Here is a 20,125-nt window from a genome sequence, read left to right on the forward strand (position 1 = left end):
TTATTACTAGAAGGTAGTTGATATATGAGATTATCTGTCGGGAAAAAAATCATGCTAGGGATTGCCATCATTTTTGTATTGATGCTTGTCATGGCGCTATTTTCAATCAATCGAATGAATATCATGAAGGAACGGATTGATTCCATAACGGCTGTCTCTTTGCCCGGCGTAGAGTTAATCAATGAGTTGAATTTCGAGGTAGAGCATGTCATGCGGTTGACTGTCATGCATCTAGATGAAACGCTTAAGACCGGTAAAGACAGACAGGAAAGCAGTATTGCTCTCGTATATCGAAAAATCGATCAGACATTGGCCGAGTATGAAAAAAAGGCTGTTATGGAGGAAGATCGCAAAAATCTGGCTGAATTTAATGGCAAGTGGAACGAATTTAAAAACGTCAATAAACAGACTTTAGAAGCAAGTCAAGCTAAAAATGGCGCCAAGGCTGCGCAATTGCTTGCACAAGCGGAAGAGCTGAATGTGACGGTACAGGCTATCTTTGACAAAATGAAAATATACAACGACAGCGAGGCTGTCCATGCAACGAATGATGCAATTGGCGCCTTCTCTTCAGCGAAGACGGGTCTGACCTTATTGTTGATCTTTAGCTTGCTTGCAGCGGCAGCAGTCATTGTGAGTGTTCATTTACTAGTTTCCAAAACCCTACATAAGGTTACTTCCCATATCGTCCAAGTAGCCAAAGGGGAACTAGATGTCCAGCCTTTAAAAGTAAAAAGCAAGGACGAGTTGGGGCAATTAGCCAAGGCAGCCAACGACATGGTCGTTCATTTGAGGGAAACTTTGCAGCAAACGGCAGCAACCTCTGCTCAGGTCGTAGTTTTATCCGAAGAGCTTGCATCAAGTGCTAATCAAACAGCCGCCTCTTCGAGACAAGTTGCTGCTGCCGTTCAGGAAGTTGCTGGAGGGGCCGCTGATCAGCTCATCAGTACGGAAGAAGCAGCTAAGGCCATGGAAGAAATGGCAATAGGCATCGGACGAATTGCAGAAACGTCATCTGTCGTTTCGGAAAAGTCCGTTGAAACTTCCACGCAAGCCGAGCAAGGAAATGTAGCGATCCGTCAAGTCGTTGCTCAAATGGGATTGATTCAAGATTCAGCAACCACAACGGCTGATTTTGTTGGGCTGCTGGGGCAGCGGTCGGAAGAAATTGGCGCGATTGTGTCGATGATATCCGACATTGCAACCCAGACAAACTTACTGGCACTGAATGCTTCCATCGAAGCTGCAAGAGCGGGTGCAGGAGGAAGAGGGTTTGCGGTCGTTGCGAATGAAGTGAAAAAACTATCTGCACAATCCAGTTCTTCCGCTAACGAAATTGCAGCGTTAATCCATGAAATTCAAACAGAGACAAGGCATGCTGTAGAAGCGATACAATCCGTTACTCGTGAAGTTACGATAGGTATCTCTGTGGCTGAAACGACAAGTGAAAAGTTCGGTTCTATACTCGATTCCATTCAGCATATCAACAATGAAATTCAAGAGGTTTCAGCGATCTCAGAGCAAATGGCAGCCTCATCCGAGCAAATCACTGCATCTATTATTTCAACTGCATCGATTGCCAGAAATGCTAATGATAATACCCAGTCTGTAGCCAGCGCATCTGATCTGCAGTTGGTTTCCATGGAAGGTATTTCCTCATCTGCCTCCCATTTGTCTAGCATGGCTGAAAGCTTGCAGCATTTGATCCTTAAGTTCAAACTGTAGTTTCAAACCATCTAAGAAAAAGTTGAACTCAAAAAGCGCGCACCGATAAATATCGGCACACGCTTTTTGAGTTTATTTCTCGTAGTCAAATCGTTGTTTCTAATTACTTCACTGTCTTATTATAAGCGCCAATTTTCTCTGTGATGCTCTTCGCAGCAGCATCCAGCGCTTCCTTCGGAGCCTTCTTGCCTGTAAGGGCTTCTTCGACCGCTGTTTCTACAAGCTGACGAGCTTCTGGGAATACACCCATTACAGCACCTTGTGTGGCTTTATTAGCTTTTGTATTGTGCAGTTGATCAATGGCAGTTTGGAATTGCGGATATTTGGCAAGATTATCCTTCACCAGCTGCTCGTCGTAGGCTTTTTTCGTAATTGGGAAGTAGCCCGTGTTGACATGCCACCAAGCTTGTGTTTGTGGGTTGGTCAGGAATTTAATGAACTCCCATGCGCCTTTTTGCTCAGCTTCGGATTTGTTGTTTAAGATGTAGAGACTTGCGCCACCGACAACAACACCGCCATCCTTTGCATCAGCTGGTTTAGGGAGAGTGCTGGTTCCGACTTGGAATTTACCGTCAGCGCCACTCACGATTCCGCGCAATGAGGCTGTGGAATCTAAAGTCATAGCGACTTGGCCAGCCAAGAACGCTTTCTTCGTATCATCCGTCTTCCGTCCTAGGTTAGAAGCTGTTTTGTTGTCGACCATTTGCTTCCACCACGTTAAAGTCTTTACGCCTGAATCACTATTGACCAAGGATTCCGTAGCTGCTGCCGTACGACCGTTACCATTGTTCAGGTATTCGGCGCCTTGTCCGGCAAAGAATTGCTCCATGAACCAACCATAGATGGCAAAGGATGCGCCTGCTTTACCGTTTTTGCTTAATGCTTGAGAAGCTTTGGCGACATCTTCAAAGGTCGTTGGCGGCTTTTCAGGATCGAGACCGGCAGCTTTAAACATATCTTTGTTGTAATAAAGGATCGGATTCGATGTATTGAAAGGCATGGAATACAGTTTGCCATCGAATTTATAGTAATTCAAAATATTGTCTTCAAGCTGGGAGAGATCGAATTTATCGGCATCGACATACTTTTGGACGGGTGTAATTGCCTTGGAGTCGATCATGAAACGGGAGCCGATTTCGTATACTTGAATCAGAGAAGGACCGCTTTTGGTATCCATGGAAGCTTTCATTTTATTTAAGCTTTCATCGTATGTGCCTTGAAAAACAGCTTCGACTTGTACATCTTTTTGGGAAGCGTTGAAGTCTGCAACAAGTTTATCTACGGCTTTGCCAAGCTCACCGCTCATGGAGTGCCACCAAATAACTTTAACCGGTTCAGCCGATTTTTTCGTATCTGCGGCAGCAGGAGAAGCGGAGGATTTGGTATCTGTTGTACTTCCTGATGTCGTTGTATCAGCCTTGCCACATGCGCTAGTTAATAGCACCATGAGTGCTGTGATTGCGATAGCAGAACTTCTCATTTTCAATGTCTTCATTGTTTTTGTTTCTCTCCCTTATCATTTCTATATTTATGGAAATCTGGGTCAGCTTATTGCTGAACAGAGCAGCCATCTTGCAGGGGGACTATCCTTTCACAGCACCAGCAGTAAGTCCTCGAACGAGCTGCTTCAATCCGAGTACTAAAAGCAATAGAGAAGGCAGCAAGACAATAGTTACACCTGCTAAGACCAAGTTCCAAACGGTTAATTCTTCGAATTGGAGCATGGCGATGCCTATTTGAACCGTTCGCTTTGCCTCGCTGTTCGTAATGAGAAGCGGCCATAAGTAACTGTTCCACGAGCTAAGGAATGCATAGACAGCTAGCGTTGCAAGTGCCGGTCGGCCTAGGGGCAGCACAATTCGGAAAAAGCAGCGAAAGTGCCCACAGCCATCAATCCGTGCTGCTTCGAACAGCTCCTTAGGCAGCTGTAAGAAAAATTGGCGCAGCAGAAAGGTACCGAAAGCAGTCGCCAGGAATGGAACAGTTAATCCTTGAATGCTATCGAGCCAGTCCCACTTTTTAACCGTCAAATAGTTTGGAATGATGGTGACCTCCCATGGAATCATCATGGTGGCCATGAATATCGCGAAGATGGCAGCTTTACCCTTGAAACGAATGTTAGCAAAAGCATAAGCGCCCATGCTGGATGTAATGAGCTGTCCAGCCGTAATGATGATCGAGACGACCAAACTGTTGGCAATAAATTTGCCGATGGGGACTAATTTGAAAACTGCGACGATACTGCCGATATAGAAGCTGCTCGGCCAGAAGCGGGGCGGATAGGCCGATGCTTCCTCAGGCGTCATGAAGGCTGCGGTAAACGTATAAAAAATAGGATATAGCACGAGTGCAGCTAAGATGATCAGCAGAACATAAACGAATGTATTTTGTAATCGATGCGTCATTGATAGTGCACATTCCTTTCAAAAACTTTAAATTGCACAATGGTGAAAATAAGGATGATAGTGAACAGGACAAGGGCTTGTGCACTACCAGTCCCGAATCGGAAGTTGATGAAGGCATCCTGATACAGGCTGTATACAAGGACATCTGTGGAATTAACAGGACCGCCTTTGGTCAAAATGTGAATCTGTCCGAAGGACTGAAATGCTCCTATAATCGAGACAATGGTGACGAAGAACACTGTCGGTGAAAGCAAAGGGAAGATGATTTGGATAAAGGTACGGAATGGACCTGATCCGTCGATTTTGGCGCTATCATAGATCTCTTCTGGAATGCCTTGCAGGCCACTTAGAAGTACGATGTAGTTAAAGCCGAGATTCATCCAAACCGTCATCATAGAGACGGAAAGCAGTGCCCATCTTGGATCTGTTAACCAAGCCACTGGTTCTAAGCCGACAACGCTAAGTAAGTAATTCAACATCCCGACACTCGGGTGAAATAGCATCATCCAGATCACCGCAGAGGTTCCTACGGATAGAACAACAGGCAGCGAGAATATGAATTGAAAGATTCGCATTCCTTTTAAGTGATTATGTGTAAGTGCGGCGAGCAAAAGCGCAAGAACAATGCCGGTTGGCACGGTAAGCAGTGTAAAAAGACCTGTGACTTCCAAACTTTTATAGAATCGCTCGGAAGTGAAGATAGCAATGAAGTTATCGAAACCAACATAAGAAGCAACTCTGCCTCGCGGATCCGTTTCGTGAACGCTCAGATAAAAGGTTTGAATCAGGGGGTAGAATAGAAAGATCGCAAATAGCAAGAGCGAAGGGAATAAGAAAACATAACCAAGCAGCGTTTCGGCCAATTTCTGGTTGATCAGCGCACGGGGAGGGTGACCCACTTTTGCAGTTGGTTTAGTTGTTGTTGAAAGCGGCAAATCTCTATCCATCGTATTCATGCGGTGCTCCTTCACGAACGTTATTAGACTAGTAATATGCTATTAGCTTAACGATGCTTTATTTGACCCATGTTAAATAGAAATTAATTTATTATGTATTTATCCAATTTATTTACGTAACCTTTACGAATAAACTACTGGGCAAGAACGAGCCATTTCCTCTATAATTTGAGCATAGTAGAACCTTACATGTGGGGAGTGTCAAACAATGAACAAACAAAAACCGATCGTAATTGGACATCGCGGAGCGGCTGGGGAAGCACCGGAAAATACGCTAGCTTCTTTTGCTTTAGCTGTAGAGCAAGGGGCAGAAGGCATCGAACTAGATGTACATATAACGAAAGATGGAGAGATTGTCGTCTGTCATGATGCTACACTGGATCGGACGACGAATGGTTCCGGACTTATTTGCGCTCACAGTTGGAGTGATTTGAAGTCGTTGGATGCTGGGTCTTGGTTCTCAGAGGCTTTCAGGGAGGAACGGTTACCGCTACTGCGTGAAGTATTCGATTTATTGCCAAGAGGGTTCTTCATTAATGTGGAAGTGAAACATGCTTATGAAGGGCGAATGGAGAAGGCGCTTCTAGCATTTTTGCGTGAAAGCGGCAGAATGGAAGATGTGGTCATTTCTTCTTTCGATCACAAGGTGATACGTAGAATTAAGCAGGCCGAGCCTGAGGTGAAGGTAGGGTTGTTGTACGCTGCAAACCTTATTGATCATGCAGCTTATGCTGGGCAAATGGGTGTAGATGTGTTTTCGTTGCATCCTCATCACCATTGCATAGAACAAGAAGATGTTGCAGCGGCAATAGCTTCTGGGCTTGCTGTTTATCCTTACACGGTAAATGACTTGGCCGATTATCATAGGATGATAGTTTCCGGTGTTTCAGGAATAATTACCGATTACCCAGCAAGGCTAAGGGAGCTATTAGACCTGTAGTATGGTAGAATATGGGTATCAAAGTTTGGAAGGGGAAACGTATGAGCGAGAACAGCTTAACTCAAATTGGGCAAATCTCAGTAAATGCAGCTGACATTCCAAGAGCCGTTGCTTTTTACCGCGACACATTAGGCATGAAGTTTTTGTTTCAAGCTTCTCAAATGGCTTTTTTTGATTGCAATGGCATTCGATTGATGCTAAGCCTTCCTGAAAAACCTGAATTTAATCATCCAAGCTCTGTTATTTATTATAACGTTGAGGATATTAAGCAGGTGTATGAGGCTTTTCTAGAACGAGGTGTGTCCTTTATTAGTGAGCCGCATGTGGTAGCTAAAATGGGCAGTTTCGATATTTGGATGGCTTTCTTCCGCGATACAGAAGGAAATACCTTGGCGATTACAAGTGACGTTCCTAATGGGAATTAAAATGTTTTTAGAGAGAGGCCTTTGCAGTTAGATGCATGGGTCTTTTTTTCATTGATAGCTTCATTGGCGGAACGAGAGGACGCTATTTTGATGTTTTTGACGAAAATAACCAACTTGCGGAACGAGAGGTCGCTATTTTGCTCAAATCCTGTTCATTCAAGCGGAAAAAGGGGAAATAGTGAATCGTCGTTCCTCCTCGAGCCGGAAAACGGCTATTATTACACAAATAGCGAACTGACGTTCCGCCTGATGAACATATTGCACGAAAATAAACCAATCGTTCCATCTTAGGAGGGAAGGTTGCATGGATATAAGCAAATAAATCATTATTTTCATTAGTGTCATAGAAAATAAATCCTCCAAGAGCGGGTACTACGCAAAGTTAGTACTATCAGATTCCAGGCAGATGCATACAATGGAATTATGATCAGGTATTAAGAGAAGCCCAAAAAAGCTTATGTGTACGAACCCAGTTTAGCTAAAGCAAAGCTCTGCCGATGCTTACGAAGATAGCTTTGCTAAAAGCAAAGCTCAGTCGTTGCTTACGAAGATAGCTTTGCTAAAAGCAAAGCTCTTAGGAGGAGTCCCAATGATCAAATGGTTGTTTGTTGCTCTGTTAAAACTGTTACTTCCCCTATTGCGTCCCGTTTTGATGACAAGCTTTAAGGTTAAAGTTAGGGGGATGGAGCGGCTCGATTTGACGGAGAAAACGGTGCTTATTCCTAATCATGTCTCATTGTTGGATGCTGTATTTTTAGCACTGATACTCCCGAAGGAAGTGGCTTTTGTTGTTAACACAAGGATTGCGAAGCGTTTTGCGTGGCTGCTCCTTTTTCGGACGCATATTTCAGTAGACCCGTTGAACCCCTACTCGGTGCGGAAGATGCTGAAAACCGTGCAAAGCGGAATACCGCTTGTTGTTTTTCCAGAAGGACGAATCACAACAACGGGGGGCATGATGAAGGTATATGGTGGGATTGGTTATATCGCAATGAGATCACAAGCACGCATGCTGCCAATTGCGATTAATGGATTGGAGTATTCAAAGTTATCCTATCTTCGCGGCAAATTGAAGCAATTCTGGTTTCCGGCAGTGAGCATCACGTTTGGCGAAGCTTTTCAAGTGCCCATGAGTGAACAAATCTCCAGGCGAGTTCAGAAGGAGCAAGCAACGGATATCATTCGAAGCCGCATGCAGAATCATTTGCTGGAAAGCCGAATGAAGCCTGAGCTTAATTTATTCAATGAGCTGCTGATAGCTGCCAAACTTCATGGCAATTCTAAGGTAATTTGTGAAGATATCATAAGTGATTCCGCTTTAACATACCGTAAATTACTGCTCACAACGTATACGATGGCGGGGCTTCTAAAGCGACTTCTTAAGGATGAGAACCGTGCTGCAGTTCTATTGCCTAATGCTGCGGCACACGTAGTCACCTTGTTTACATTATTCCGATTAGGAGTGACACCGGCGGTATTGAATTATTCGGCGGGGAAGCAGACGATGTTGGATGCATGCGAAACAGCCACTGTGAAGACGATTATTACGTCCAAAGCGTTCATCGACAAAGCGGGACTTGCCGATTTTATCCATACTGCTAGCGAAGCTTTCAAGATTGTTTATCTCGAAGATGTGAAACAAAGTATCACTTTTAAACATAAATGTGCCGGTATTTTTCAATATGTAAGGAAAGTTCACGGACCAGTGGGCTCTGGAAAGAACGAGGTTGTACTTTTTACATCAGGAAGTGAAAGTAAACCGAAGGGGGTCGTCCTTACACACCGCAATGTGTTTGCTAATATTCTGCAGGCCAAATCTGTAATTGCCTTTAACGGATCGGATATTGTGCTTGGCGCGATGCCGATGTTTCATTCCTTTGGATTAACGGCAGGAACGATGCTGCCCCTACTTTCCGGTATGAAAGTCGTGCTTTACCCTAATCCCTTGCATTATAAAGTCATTCCGGAGTTAGTCTACGACCGCAATATTACGATTTTGTTCGGGACGTCAACGTTTCTATCGGCTTATGCAAGAACCGCGCATCCGTATGATTTTGCCTATTCCCTCAAATATGTCGTGGCCGGTGCTGAGAAATTGAAGGAGGAAGTCCGTCAAACCTGGTCTGATAAATTTGGAATTCGTATTCTGGAGGGGTATGGCACAACAGAGACAGCGCCTGTTATTTCGCTTAACACACCCATGTTTGCAAAGAAAGGCACAGTGGGGAGAGTGCTGCCAGGTATGGATTACCGTTTGGAAAAGGTGGAAGGAATTGAGCTTGGCGGTAACTTGTTGGTGAAGGGGCCGAATGTGATGAAAGGGTATCTCATTCATGGTCAGGGCTTCGTCCCGTGCCCAGAGTGGTATAGCTGCGGAGATGTAGTTCAAATGGATGACCAAGGGTATATCTCGATCCAAGCAAGAGTGCAGTCTTTTGCCAAAATTGGGGGGGAGAAGGTGTCACTGCCGATGGTGGAGGAGCTTGTGGCTGCAAGCTTGCCGCCTCAGGCAATATGCGCAGCAGTTAGTGTGCCAGATATGCGCAAAGGGGAGCGAATTGTTGTGTATCACAATATCCCCGGTATCCAGCTTCAACAGATCAGAGAATCGATGAAACAGCAGGGTCATCCCTCATTCTACATGCCTTCGGAGCTTCGATTTGCAGAAAAACTTCCTCTTCTAGGAAGCGGGAAAGTAGACTATGTGACGATCAAGCGATCGGCGCTGAAGGATGATCATGAAACCTAAAGGGAGCGAAATGTTATGAAAATGAATCCACTTCAGACACTGTATGTGACGCAATTTCTTTCCGCTTTTGCCGATAATATGATTCTCTTCATTACCCTGGCGATTATTAAACAAAATGCATTCCCTGATTACTATATTGGCGTTGTGCAAGCCTGCTTTCTTATTGCTTTCGTCATTTTTGCACCGTTCGTTGGGGCCTTTGCAGATAAAAATCCGAAATCTCAAGTCCTTTTAGTCGGAAACGCCATCAAAGCCATTGGAATTATTGCCCTGTTCTTGCATCTGGATCCTGCTGTCAGCTACGGAATTGTCGGGATTGGAGCCGCGGTATATTCACCTGCCAAATATGGCATTCTGCCTTCGCTTACACATTCGGAAAGTGAACTGTTGAGAGCCAATGCACGAATTGAGGGATATACGATTATGGCGATTCTCATTGGTTCTGTGTGTGGCGGAGTTTTGGCGAAAATCTCGCTTACCGGGTCTATTGTTGCTTGCTTCGCGCTATACTTGATTTCATTACTTTTAACGCTGAAAATTCCTAGAACTTCAGGCAATTTGAGCATTCGCTACGTCAAAGAGGCTAGGACTTTCCTAACGGATATGAAGCTCTTGTTAAAAGATCGCACGACCCGCTTTTCATTGGTAGGTACGGGCTCATTCTGGATGACTTCCTCCGTTGTCCGACTTGCGATTATCGCATGGGTGCCGGCACATTTAGGTATACAGTCTGTCGATCAGATATCGATGCTTGTAGCTGTCACGGGCATAGGGATTATGATTGGCGCACTCATGACGCCCAAATTGATTCCGGCACGTAAATATTATAATTCCTATGTATTTGGGATTGTTATGATTATCAGCATCCTGTTGTTCCCGCTTATTACTAACTTATATGTGACAATAGGACTTCTTCTTCTCGTAGGCTTCAGCGGCGGCGTATTTATCGTACCGATGAATACCGTGCTTCAAGATAAAGGGCAGGGAATGGTGGGGGCTGGCAAAACGATTGCTGTTCAAAATTTCCTGGAAAATGCCATGATGCTCGCAGGTGTAGGCCTATATACACAAATATCCAAGAATGGTTTATCACCTGATATCTCGATCATGGGAATCGCTATTATACTAGCTGGCTTCGTAGGATACTTGATGATACAGCGTCAACGTTTGAAAATTGTTGTGTAAGTTAACCTTAATTAGTTAAGTTCCGATAACGGTTAAGGCAGAAGGTACAATCTCGATTTGAAGCGGTGTTGATCCAGCGAATTCCCCGTCCGCTTGGACGAGTAAAGGTATTTGTGTACGAAGTGAAATCGAAGTCCCTTTATAGAAAGAAACAGCAGGATGATGAATATGCTTGCCTTGATAAACGGTGAAAAGGATAGGCAGCAATCGGTATCGCCCTCTGCTTTGAATTACGACAATATCGGCTAAGCCGTCGTGAGGAGAAGCAGCAGGGCATATTTGAATGGAGCCTCCGTAAAAGGGGATATTGGCAACAGCTGCCAGCCACATGTCAGGCAATTCATGAACCGTTCCATCAACTTCCAACCATGCTGTGCAGGGTTGATAAGTGGCGAACACTCTTAAGATCGAAATAAAGTAGGACAGCTTGCCGAGTCCAATGCGATTGAGAAATTTTTTGTAAGTTGCCTCGTTTGTCAATTTCGCCACCATGCCATCGAAACCTGCCCCAATGCTATTCACAGCAATCATTCCGCTGCTTGTATGTAGAAGATCAATTTTAACCTTTTTAGCCTCCGATATCGCAGCTTCTAGAGCTTGGATAGAATGGGTAGGAATGCCATATTCCTTGGCAAAATCGTTGCCTGTTCCAGCAGGAATGACCGCAAGTGGACAATTCAGTCCGGTTTTTTGTATGTGCCATAACCCTCCGGCAGCCTCATGAATCGTTCCATCCCCACCGATTACGATCAGCTTATCGACATGGTATTCTTGAACAAGCGTGATGGCATGCTCAGTGGCTTCTTCTGCCTTTGTTGTTACTTTTGCCAGATAAGAGATTTGGTTTAGCTGCAGATAAGTCTCTATTTCTCTCTAAATGTTAGCTCCTTTACCATCCCCTGAAAGAGGATTCACAATAATTCCGATCAACTTCATTTCATTTAGCTCCGATCTATCCTGAAAATGGAATAAATTGTATGCGCGATTTCTGAGATTTATGTTTCTTTTTACCTAATTTTGTCTTTACATCGTTAACACTGTTTTGTAGAATAAACCGTAGGTTAATTAAAATAATTTTTATGTAAGGTTTAGTTACATAATGCAAAATGAATGGTTTAGTTACGTACTGGACAAGTAAGAGCAGGTACAAGATTTATCACTCGGGAGGAGAACGGGAGACTTTGAAATTCAAAACTAAATTGAATGCGAGTAACTTGAAGAACGTAAGAAATATGAGAGCAAACCTGTCCATCCTTCGAAATCTTAAACTACGATTTAAACTGCTGCTTATGAACGCTATCGCTATTTTGTTCCTTCTAATTGTAGGTATTACGGGCTATTTTTATATGGATAAAATGTCTAGTAATTCTACTAGAATGTACGAGGAAAGTCTTCTATCTGTCAAATGGATTAATCAATTGAAGTCAAATTTTAATGAAACCGAAGCCAATTTGCTAGAGATGATGCTTTCGACTGATGTGAAATATAAAGTCAAATTAAAAGTTAAATTAGATGAAAACAGTGCCAAGAATAAGGATCTGGTTGCTAAAATAGCAGGAATTGCTTTAAATCAAGAGGAAACCGACGCGTTTAAAAGCTTTGAGGCACTGAATCTGAAGTACCGTGAGGTTATAGTCAGTACGATAGAACATGCGACCCAAAATAATCAGGTTGCTTATCAAGTGTATAACAATGAGGTTTCACCTCAAGGTGATAAAACGATTGAAGCGCTGGACAAGCTAGTTCTGCTCAAAGAGTTCGCTGCTGAACAATTTCAGCGTTCAAGCACAGCTGATTCTGCAACGTCACACTTGGTCATTATCCTTACCATTGTAATCGCAATCATCGTAATGACGGCAAATGCATTAGCTTTAAACATGATTATTACGACGCCAATTCGCAGATTGCAGGAGCACATGGAGAAAGCGGCGAGCGGTGATCTCTCTATAAAAGGTGACTACCCTTATGAGGATGAGGTCGGTAAATTAACAGGCTCCTTTAATGTCATGACCGAAAGCCTGCGCAGCTTAGTCAAACAGATTGCTGAGAATGCGTTGACACTCTCAGCGAGTTCAGAAGAACTTCTAGCGAGTTCGGAGCAAAGCTCCATGGCTGCGAAGCAGGTAGCGGCATCCAGTCAGAAGCTATCTGAAGATTTCGATAAGCAGTTTGCTGGCGTGAATCAAGCGAACGAGGCAGTTCAGCAAATGCTTACAAGTACGAAGCTCATTGATGAGTCAGCCCAAGAGGTTGCTGAGCTCGCAGAACAAGCAACTCAAGCGGCACAAAACGGCAAACAATCCGTGGTGTCAATTGCCGGTCAAATGACGGAAATCTCCGATGCAGTTCGCGAAGTGAACAATGTCATTGAAGCATTAGGCAAAAATGCATACAAAATTGGTGAGATTGTCAATGTCATCAACGAAATTTCCACACAAACGAATCTACTCTCTCTGAACGCTGCTATTGAAGCAGCTCGTGCTGGAGAAGCGGGCCGCGGGTTCGCAGTTGTTGCAGGAGAAGTGCGCAAGCTTGCTGAGCAATCTTCTTCATCTGCACGCAATATTACAGAACTTGTTTCCACGATTCAAAGACAGATCAATCACGCTGTAAGCTCCATGCATGCGGGAGCGGGCAAAGTGGAAGTTGGATTATCGATTTCGGGGAAAGCGCAAGAATCCTTCGTCCACATAGAATCCTCCGTTGAGAAAGTGAATGCGAAAGTGGAAAGTGTGAATCTGAATATTCACCAACTTGTTGATGCTAATTTACGCATAGAACAAGTAATGGGCATCGTGAGTGCTGTCTCGGAAACAGGGATTTCCGTCAGTCAAGAGACATCGGCTGCTAGCCAGCAGCAAATGTCGACGACCGAGGAAATTGAGAATTCGGCCAAATCCTTGGCCGGTCTTGCCGAGGAATTACAAATTTCTTTGCAGAAATTTACGGTGTAGAAAGATGACCGCGGGCTCTTTGCCTGCGGTTTTTTTGTTGGAGCTGCCGCGAAAGCGGATGGATTCATTGCTAAAGTGTGGGGAGCGGATGGAAGTGACTTGATAGTGAGAAAACAAGCTTAAGATCGGAGGATTCGTCCGTAACCTCCGTAATTTCTGCTGAGGCAATGAAATTCATCGCTAAAGTGTGGGGAGTGCGAGAAAGTGACTCCATAGTGATGAAAAACATGCTTAAAGTAGGTGGATTCGTGCAGAATCGTCCAAATGTCTGCTGAGACGATGAATTTTATTGCTAAAGTGAGGGAAGTGCGAGAAAGTGATTCCATAGTGATGAAAAACATGCTTAAAGTAGGTGGATTCGTGCAGAATCGTCCTAATGTCTGCTGAGACGATGAATTTCATCGCTAAAGTGAGGGAAGTGCGAGAAAGTGATTCCATAGTGATGAAAAACATGCTTAAAGTAGGTGGATTCGTGCAGAATCGTCCTAATGTCTGCTGAGACGATGAATTTCATCGCTAAAGTGATGGGAGTGCAAGAAAGTGACTCCATAGTGATGAAAAACATGCTTAAAGTAGATGGATTCGTGCAGAATCGTCCTAATGTCTGCTGAGACGATGAATTTCATCGCTAAAGTGAGGGAAGTGCGAGAAAGTGATTCCATAGTGATGAAAAACATGCTTAAAGTAGGTGGATTCGTGCAGAATCGTCCAAATGTCTGCTGAGACGATGAATTTTATCGCTAAAGTAAGGGGAGTGCCAGAAAGTGACTCCATAGTGATGAAAAACATGCTTAAAGTTTCATATTAATTAAAAGTATGTAAATTTTGAAGCACCGCGGGCGTAAGACGGTAAGTTCGGATTCTCTCTGTTCCTTTTCCTGCGATTTGGATTAAGTCTTTTTCTAGCATGTTTTTCAAAATGTGTCGCGCCTTTTGTTTTTCTACGTCAAGAACATCGCACACATCTTGAGGTGTAAGTGATCTGCTTAATGTAAGGGCATACCGAAACACTTCTTTTTCTATGTAGCTCATGCTACAGTTTTGTGGCAATGTTCCGCCAAGGTAACGACCCATAAACTGCTGCAGGGTTTGTTCGCACATGCGGGGGCGCTCTTTGACATCATCGTATGAGAAGCGTAGAATCTTCCATCCATCGATTATGAGGTGGTTTTGGCGATTGCATTGGTCGGCAAATTGAGTGCGGCTGATTTGTGATGAATGTGTACCGTAACCATCAATTTCGATGGCTAGTTTGAGGGAATGACGTAGAAAAGCGAAATCGAGGAAACGAGTGCCGTCGCGAAAGTCTTTCACTTCATACTCGGGGTGCAGGTCGTTGAAGTTACCGAACGCTGGCCACCAGACCTGATGAAGAAATGCTTTTTCAGCATGGCCATGCCCTTCTTGGAGCCTTCGCAACCGTTCCCCTTTTCTAATAGCTAGATGATGAGATAGGTAATTTTCATGTGCTGTGTACATAAGTTCGTTCATTTACATAACCTCCTTAAGAAATAAATAAGCCGCTTTTCGAGATCAGCGAAGTGCTGAACTAGAAAAGCGGCGTGTGCTTCACGGCCGTATTTTTGTGGAAATGAGTAAGTGTATGTGTATTTTGCATTCAATTATTCTAAATGCAATATGTCGAATGACTTAAAATAGATAATATCATAAGAACCCATAAAGAGATAGTAGCATCACTAGCTTTACAATTTACGTTGACTAATGCAGGTAACGCAGCTGTTAATTAGTAAAGGTTTGGTTTTACGTGTTGAGGGTGTAGATAGGCGTGTACGAACGCTAAACAAAAAGTGTAGAAAAATAAGTACATTTAAATGTTGACTTTGTGATGAATTCCGTATATAATTTATGAATTGATTGAAATGAACCATATAAACACTTAAAACCAAACCTCATTTACCCCACACGAACGATTAGCGAGAAGAAAGTAACCCCCTCTCCTTGTTTGTTTTTCTCCCAATGTGCAGCAAAATTCAGCTCATTTATGGTAAACCCGAGGCAACGTCAAGTGTTTCGGCAGCAGGTGTTTGTTAAGCAATTCGTACTGGCGCGGTCATTGGAGCCGCAAGGATGGAAGAGAGGTAGGGCTTTCATTGTTTTGATTCCAACACATGATTTATGCAATTTCATAGATATCAATAATAGCAAGTATAAGGCTGTTTTTATCTATTTTAGGGATAAGGATGGCCTTTTTCTATTGCATCAAAACAAAATCGTTCCCACCCTGACACCAGGAGTGAGAACGATTTTTTGCTTACTGGTGAAACAAAGCGTATTCCATTACAATAAAAATGAATAGTTAATACGTAAAGGATGGTTACTATGATTTGGAATATGAATTGGACATTTCTACTGCTTGCTATTCTTTTTGAAACAGTGGGAACGACAGCCATGAAGATGTCTTCAGGCTTTACTAGGATAGGCCCGGCTATTGTTATGGGCATCTGCTATATTTTGTGCTTCACCTTACTGACGCTGGCTCTAAAGCAGCTTGATGTCAGTTTGGCATACGCCATATGGTCTGGTGTAGGGACAGCACTCATTACGATCATCGGCATTTGGTGGTTCAATGAATCGGTTTCCACGTTGAAGGTTCTTTCAATTGTTCTTATCATCTTAGGGGTTATTGGTCTACATATAAGCAGCAGCTGGGACGAAGGCCAAACGAAGGTCTCACAAGCACAAAGTTCTTCAATCGCAATAAACTTAGACAATGAGAATAGATAGAATTGAGGGGTGAAAATCTATGAGTGAGCATCGCTTTGAACTAAAAGCGGAGTGGTCCGGAGGCTTGGACGGCACAGGTCACATTCGAACAGGTAACCTAGTCACCGCAATCTCGGTTCCAAGCCAGATAGATGGGCCTGGCATCGGGACGAATCCGGAGGAGATGCTGCTTGGCGCGGCAGCGACCTGCTATTTAATTACACTCAGCATGCTGTTGAAGCGTCTAGGAATTGCATCGATCGAGCTGAACTCAGAGATATTCGTCCATAGCAGTCCGGCGATGAAGGTGGATAAAATCATTCACCGGCCGCGAATCGCTAGCCCAGCTCATACTTCCCAAGAGCTTACGGATAAAATAAGCAAAGCGACCTATCGAGCTGAGCAGGCTTGTATGATCAGTAAAGCTTTAAAAGGGAATGTTGAGGTCATCGTGGAACCTGAGATTTATCAACTGAAGGAGTAGAGGATTTTATCCCTGCAGCATCCAAACCTATCCCTAGGATCATAAAATGCGGCTCATTTATAATTAATAGTAAGCAATGTAAAGGCGCCAACACTAGGATGGTGCCTGATTCGGTTTGGAAGGAGTCTGCCATCGTCGATGAATTTGAACAAAAAAGTATTTATCGGTTTTTTAATGTTCATAATTATCCCATTGTTCGTACTGGGCTCCGCTGTTTATACGGTATCTCAGCAGCTCATTGAGAAGAAGTACGGGGATTTGACAGAGGTCACGCTGCAGGCGATTTCCCGCAATATTTATTACATGTTCAAGGAAGCTAATTATTTCTCGGACTTTTGGATGGTAAAAGAGAGCATTCAGGGGATCTACCGAACGATCGATGAGGTGAAGCCGAATGAAGAAACGCTCTCGTCATATGACTTAAATACCTTTGATACCTTGCTGCGCGGCTCTATCTTGACCTATTCACCCGTGCAATCCGTCGCGATTTATAATAATGCCGGCAAATCGTTTAGTGCGGGGCGCGGGGGTGGAAGCGCTTTGCCGTGGACAGCGCTGACGCAAAGTACAGCATTCCAGCACATTCAGGAATTGAACGGAAGTCCACTCTGGATTGGACCTTCCGAATATAAGGAGTTCGGGACGGGCCGCGGGGAATTCTATCAAGCGAGATTGGTCAAAGATTTCTGGACGATGGACAACCTAGGGTTCATGCTGCTGAAGTTCAAATTTAATGAGCTTGATCAAATTTTCAAATCATTCAATACGAATGAGGAAAGCTCGAAGCGTTATTTACTCGTCAACAAAAGCGGACTTATTTTCTATGATAATAAGCAAAATTTAGAAGGTGCCAATGTGCTGCAGCTGCTGCCTAGTAAATTGGATCTGCAGCTAAACAACAACAGTTTCCAGGCGAATTTTCAGAATGAAAAAAGCTTAGTGTCACTCTACCATTTAAATATTAATCAGATGGGTGTTCAGGATTGGAGCGTCGTGTCGATCACCTCATGGAAGTATGTGGCGGGTGAAATTGAGACGATTATGAAGCTGGTCGCTGGGATAACGTTCGTTTGTTTATTTTTTGCACTCGTGTACAATCTTGTTTTCGTAAGGAAAATTATTCAGTTGATTCTGCGTATGCTTTCTTCGATGAAAAAGGTTGAGCGCGGCGATTTGACGACCCGCATGGAGGAAAGCGGTAAGGATGAAACGTCCGCTCTCGCTAGAGGTTTCAACAGCTTGGTTGTGCGTGTGGAGGATCTTCTGGAAGAAGTCAAACGTCAGCAGGACCGTAAAAATAAGGCCGAGCTTATGCTGCTGCAAGCCCAGATCAAGCCGCATTTTCTTTTTAATACCCTCGAATCCATCAATGTGTTAGCGATCCAAAATCAAGGGAAAAAAGTCAGCCAAATGGTGTATCGACTCGGGAATCTGCTGCGCATCGGAATGGAAAACAGAGAAGAGATTTCTCTAAAGCATGAGCTTGAGCATCTGAAAAGCTACCTCGAAATTCAGGAATTCCGTTTTGAAGATCAATTTCAATATGACATCCAAGCTCCCCCTGAGCTATTGGATTACAGCATTCTCAAGCTTACTCTCCAACCATTGGTAGAGAATAGTTTGCAGCATGGTTTTGAACCCATTGATTATATGGGCATGATCGCTATAAAGGTTGTGGATGAAGGGGAACGGATTGCTCTTTATGTAACGGATAACGGCATTGGTATAAGTGCGGAGAAATTAGCTAAATTCCATTATAAAACAGAGCTAGAGACGCCATTTCACGAAATATTAAGTGCGAATGAAGAGCGAAGAGGACTAGGCGTTAGCAATGTAGCTGACCGTATTCGGATTCAATATGGCAAACATTATGGCATGTTCATCTGCAGTCAAGAAGGTCACGGTACGACGATGAAGATCGTGATCCCAAAAAATAAGGGGGAAGGCTTATGAGGCTAAAAGCGATATTGGCAGATGATGAGCCTAACATTTTGCGTAATTTGCAGGCGGTTATTCCTTGGGATGAACTGGGGATTGATATCGTTGGAACGGCCAAAAACGGGGTGGAAGCACTGGAACTTAGCTGCCAGCATGTCCCTGATCTCGTTATGAGTGATATTCGTATGCCGCTTATGGATGGGATTACGTTCGTTCAGAAGCTGCGTGATATCAATGAGGATTGTACGGTACTTATGGTGACGGGTTATCAGGATTTTGAATATGTACGCTCGTTAATGCGAGTTGGTGTGAGCGATTACATATTGAAGCCTATTAACTATGAAGAGCTCGAGAATTCAATTAGCAAATTGGCGAATGAAATCAAGGTTAGGAAGCTAAGTGAGCAAGAGGAGCAGCAAAAGTGGGGCAAAATGAAAAATTTGGCCTACGAGAAAATCTTGCAGGACGTTTTGATGAATTATACGGAAATAACCCCGAATACGCTGCTTCCGATTGATGATATGGACCTTGAAACGTTGACCTACTTATTTACGATGATCGATGTGGATAATTACTCGCAGAAATCACTGCCTTGGACGGAGAATGAGCGGAAGCTTTGGAATTTCGCGGTACGAAATGTATTGCAAGACTCGTTAACGGATGAGAAATTGAAGTTCACGGTACTTCAGATCCGCGAAGGCGAGTGGTGTGTAATCATACAATGGGATGAAAAGGGCGAAAGCGATGCATTGGTAAAGTTAAATGAAATGGCTGCTCTACTGCAGCATAACGTTTCACAATCGGTTAAATTAGGCATTAGTGTCGGCATCTTTCCTACTGCGATAGGACTTCGTCAACTCTCTGAGGCTTATCGGAAGCTTCAGCGATTCATGCAGCTTAATCTGGGCAAGCAGGAATCCGTGCTGTTGTATAGAGAGTCCAAAGAGCAGGCCGATGCGAACAGCTCCTTATGGTATTTGGTTGAGGAAATTGTCACAGGACTTAAACAGTTGAACCGTATCAAAACGGAGGATGCCTTAAAGCGCTTGAAATTACTGCTTGAAGGTTTGTCTGACAGCTCTTTTGCCAGAGCCTATCAGATGCTGCATTTCCTTATTCTTCATCTGCTCCGCGAACTGCGAGAAATGAATTCACTCGATTTTCAGGAAGAAGAACAAATCTGGTGTCAACTGGATAAGAGCGAGAGCATTCAACAATTGCTTCAGGTTATGGTACAGCTTGTAGCACTTGGGCTGGAAGGGACGAATAAGAAGAAAAACAGCGAGCTGCTCATGACAGCGGCGAAGGAATACATAAGAACTCACTATTCGAATGATTTTGGAATCGAGGATATCGCGAGCTCCTTAGGGATTAGCTCCAGCTATTTTAGTTTACTATTTAAGCAGCATTTTGGAGAAACCTTCGTTGAATATGTTACGAAGCATCGCATGGAATTAGCGAAGTCGATGCTGCTCCACAGTGATAAAAGCATTACGGACATCGGGAAATCAGTGGGATACATCGAACGGCGATATTTTACCAAAGTATTTCAAAAGTTTACTGGCGAGATTCCGTCGGAGTATCGCGAAAAGCGCAAAGAAGCGAAGTAGAGGATTTTGCCCCTTTATAAGGAATTTGTG

At 43.8% G+C, this 20,125-nt stretch carries 15 protein-coding genes; 10 read left to right on the forward strand and 5 right to left on the reverse strand.

From position 1 onward, the window contains the following. The first annotated feature begins 24 nt into the window (after positions 1-24). Positions 25-1,725 (forward strand): methyl-accepting chemotaxis protein, encoded by a 1,701-nt coding sequence (locus tag ACBP55_RS09605; protein WP_464651078.1) that lies wholly within the window; start codon positions 25-27, stop codon positions 1,723-1,725. A 103-nt stretch (positions 1,726-1,828) separates the two neighbouring features. On the opposite strand, the gene ACBP55_RS09610 is transcribed toward ACBP55_RS09605, so the two are convergent. The 3 genes from ACBP55_RS09610 to ACBP55_RS09620 all read right to left on the reverse strand — a co-directional run bounded on the left by ACBP55_RS09610 (position 1,829) and on the right by ACBP55_RS09620 (position 5,086). Continuing rightward, on the reverse strand, positions 1,829-3,220 hold the full coding sequence (locus ACBP55_RS09610) for an ABC transporter substrate-binding protein (protein WP_464651080.1): 1,392 nt from the start codon (positions 3,218-3,220) through the stop codon (positions 1,829-1,831). 88 nt (positions 3,221-3,308) lie between these two features. Continuing rightward, positions 3,309-4,130 (reverse strand): carbohydrate ABC transporter permease, encoded by an 822-nt coding sequence (locus tag ACBP55_RS09615; RefSeq protein ID WP_173186043.1) that lies wholly within the window; start codon positions 4,128-4,130, stop codon positions 3,309-3,311. Next, a complete protein-coding gene (locus tag ACBP55_RS09620; protein ID WP_464651082.1) occupies positions 4,127-5,086 on the reverse strand; it encodes a carbohydrate ABC transporter permease in 960 nt (319 codons plus the stop codon). Before ACBP55_RS09620 ends, ACBP55_RS09615 begins: the two co-directional genes overlap by 4 nt. A 208-nt stretch (positions 5,087-5,294) precedes the next feature. Here ACBP55_RS09620 and ACBP55_RS09625 point away from each other — a divergent pair, with 208 nt between their 5' ends. From ACBP55_RS09625 to lplT, 4 genes are all read left to right on the forward strand, one after another. Then, entirely contained in the window at positions 5,295-6,026 is a 732-nt protein-coding gene (locus ACBP55_RS09625; RefSeq protein ID WP_464651083.1) for a glycerophosphodiester phosphodiesterase, read from the forward strand. Between the two features lie 41 nt (positions 6,027-6,067). Then, on the forward strand, positions 6,068-6,451 hold the full coding sequence (locus ACBP55_RS09630) for a VOC family protein (protein ID WP_464651085.1): 384 nt from the start codon (positions 6,068-6,070) through the stop codon (positions 6,449-6,451). A 589-nt stretch (positions 6,452-7,040) separates the two neighbouring features. Continuing rightward, positions 7,041-9,200, forward strand: a complete 2,160-nt coding sequence (locus ACBP55_RS09635) for an AMP-binding protein (RefSeq protein ID WP_464651087.1) — start codon at positions 7,041-7,043, stop codon at positions 9,198-9,200. A gap of 15 nt (positions 9,201-9,215) precedes the next feature. Continuing rightward, positions 9,216-10,385, forward strand: a complete 1,170-nt coding sequence (lplT, locus tag ACBP55_RS09640) for a lysophospholipid transporter LplT (protein WP_464651088.1) — start codon at positions 9,216-9,218, stop codon at positions 10,383-10,385. Between the two features lie 15 nt (positions 10,386-10,400). Here the strand turns inward: lplT and ACBP55_RS09645 are convergent, their stop codons facing one another. Next, positions 10,401-11,252, reverse strand: coding sequence for a diacylglycerol/lipid kinase family protein (locus ACBP55_RS09645; RefSeq protein WP_464653275.1), 852 nt, complete (start codon positions 11,250-11,252; stop codon positions 10,401-10,403). Positions 11,253-11,566: 314 nt separating this feature from the next. On the opposite strand from ACBP55_RS09645, the gene ACBP55_RS09650 reads away from it, so the two are divergent. Beyond that, complete coding sequence (locus ACBP55_RS09650; protein WP_464651090.1) at positions 11,567-13,339, forward strand: methyl-accepting chemotaxis protein; 1,773 nt, start codon at positions 11,567-11,569, stop codon at positions 13,337-13,339. 804 nt (positions 13,340-14,143) lie between these two features. On the opposite strand, the gene ACBP55_RS09655 is transcribed toward ACBP55_RS09650, so the two are convergent. Continuing rightward, the gene (locus ACBP55_RS09655) at positions 14,144-14,830 is read right to left on the reverse strand and encodes a DUF559 domain-containing protein (protein ID WP_464651092.1); all 687 of its coding nucleotides are present in this window, start codon (positions 14,828-14,830) and stop codon (positions 14,144-14,146) included. 849 nt (positions 14,831-15,679) lie between these two features. On the opposite strand from ACBP55_RS09655, the gene ACBP55_RS09660 reads away from it, so the two are divergent. The 4 genes from ACBP55_RS09660 to ACBP55_RS09675 all read left to right on the forward strand — a co-directional run bounded on the left by ACBP55_RS09660 (position 15,680) and on the right by ACBP55_RS09675 (position 20,095). Beyond that, the gene (locus ACBP55_RS09660) at positions 15,680-16,084 is read left to right on the forward strand and encodes a DMT family transporter (protein ID WP_464651094.1); all 405 of its coding nucleotides are present in this window, start codon (positions 15,680-15,682) and stop codon (positions 16,082-16,084) included. Between the two features lie 19 nt (positions 16,085-16,103). Next, positions 16,104-16,547 (forward strand): OsmC family protein, encoded by a 444-nt coding sequence (locus ACBP55_RS09665; protein ID WP_029196615.1) that lies wholly within the window; start codon positions 16,104-16,106, stop codon positions 16,545-16,547. Between the two features lie 138 nt (positions 16,548-16,685). After that, positions 16,686-18,500, forward strand: a complete 1,815-nt coding sequence (locus ACBP55_RS09670) for a sensor histidine kinase (protein WP_464651096.1) — start codon at positions 16,686-16,688, stop codon at positions 18,498-18,500. Continuing rightward, on the forward strand, positions 18,497-20,095 hold the full coding sequence (locus tag ACBP55_RS09675) for a response regulator (RefSeq protein ID WP_464651098.1): 1,599 nt from the start codon (positions 18,497-18,499) through the stop codon (positions 20,093-20,095). The genes ACBP55_RS09670 and ACBP55_RS09675 overlap by 4 nt, the downstream gene beginning before the upstream one ends. The last annotated feature ends 30 nt before the right edge of the window (positions 20,096-20,125 follow it).

Source organism: Paenibacillus sp. WG02, assembly GCF_055396115.1.

What these genes read in the sequence shown, in the direction of transcription:
- ACBP55_RS09605 (WP_464651078.1), top strand. Translation starts at nt 25, where the DNA reads ATGAGATTATCTGTCGGGAAAAAAATCATGCTAGGGATTGCCATCATT.
- ACBP55_RS09610 (WP_464651080.1), bottom strand. Translation starts at nt 3,220, where the DNA reads ATGAAGACATTGAAAATGAGAAGTTCTGCTATCGCAATCACAGCACTC.
- ACBP55_RS09615 (WP_173186043.1), bottom strand. Translation starts at nt 4,130, where the DNA reads ATGACGCATCGATTACAAAATACATTCGTTTATGTTCTGCTGATCATC.
- ACBP55_RS09620 (WP_464651082.1), bottom strand. Translation starts at nt 5,086, where the DNA reads ATGAATACGATGGATAGAGATTTGCCGCTTTCAACAACAACTAAACCA.
- ACBP55_RS09625 (WP_464651083.1), top strand. Translation starts at nt 5,295, where the DNA reads ATGAACAAACAAAAACCGATCGTAATTGGACATCGCGGAGCGGCTGGG.
- ACBP55_RS09630 (WP_464651085.1), top strand. Translation starts at nt 6,068, where the DNA reads ATGAGCGAGAACAGCTTAACTCAAATTGGGCAAATCTCAGTAAATGCA.
- ACBP55_RS09635 (WP_464651087.1), top strand. Translation starts at nt 7,041, where the DNA reads ATGATCAAATGGTTGTTTGTTGCTCTGTTAAAACTGTTACTTCCCCTA.
- lplT (WP_464651088.1), top strand. Translation starts at nt 9,216, where the DNA reads ATGAAAATGAATCCACTTCAGACACTGTATGTGACGCAATTTCTTTCC.
- ACBP55_RS09655 (WP_464651092.1), bottom strand. Translation starts at nt 14,830, where the DNA reads ATGAACGAACTTATGTACACAGCACATGAAAATTACCTATCTCATCAT.
- ACBP55_RS09660 (WP_464651094.1), top strand. Translation starts at nt 15,680, where the DNA reads ATGATTTGGAATATGAATTGGACATTTCTACTGCTTGCTATTCTTTTT.
- ACBP55_RS09665 (WP_029196615.1), top strand. Translation starts at nt 16,104, where the DNA reads ATGAGTGAGCATCGCTTTGAACTAAAAGCGGAGTGGTCCGGAGGCTTG.
- ACBP55_RS09670 (WP_464651096.1), top strand. Translation starts at nt 16,686, where the DNA reads ATGAATTTGAACAAAAAAGTATTTATCGGTTTTTTAATGTTCATAATT.
- ACBP55_RS09675 (WP_464651098.1), top strand. Translation starts at nt 18,497, where the DNA reads ATGAGGCTAAAAGCGATATTGGCAGATGATGAGCCTAACATTTTGCGT.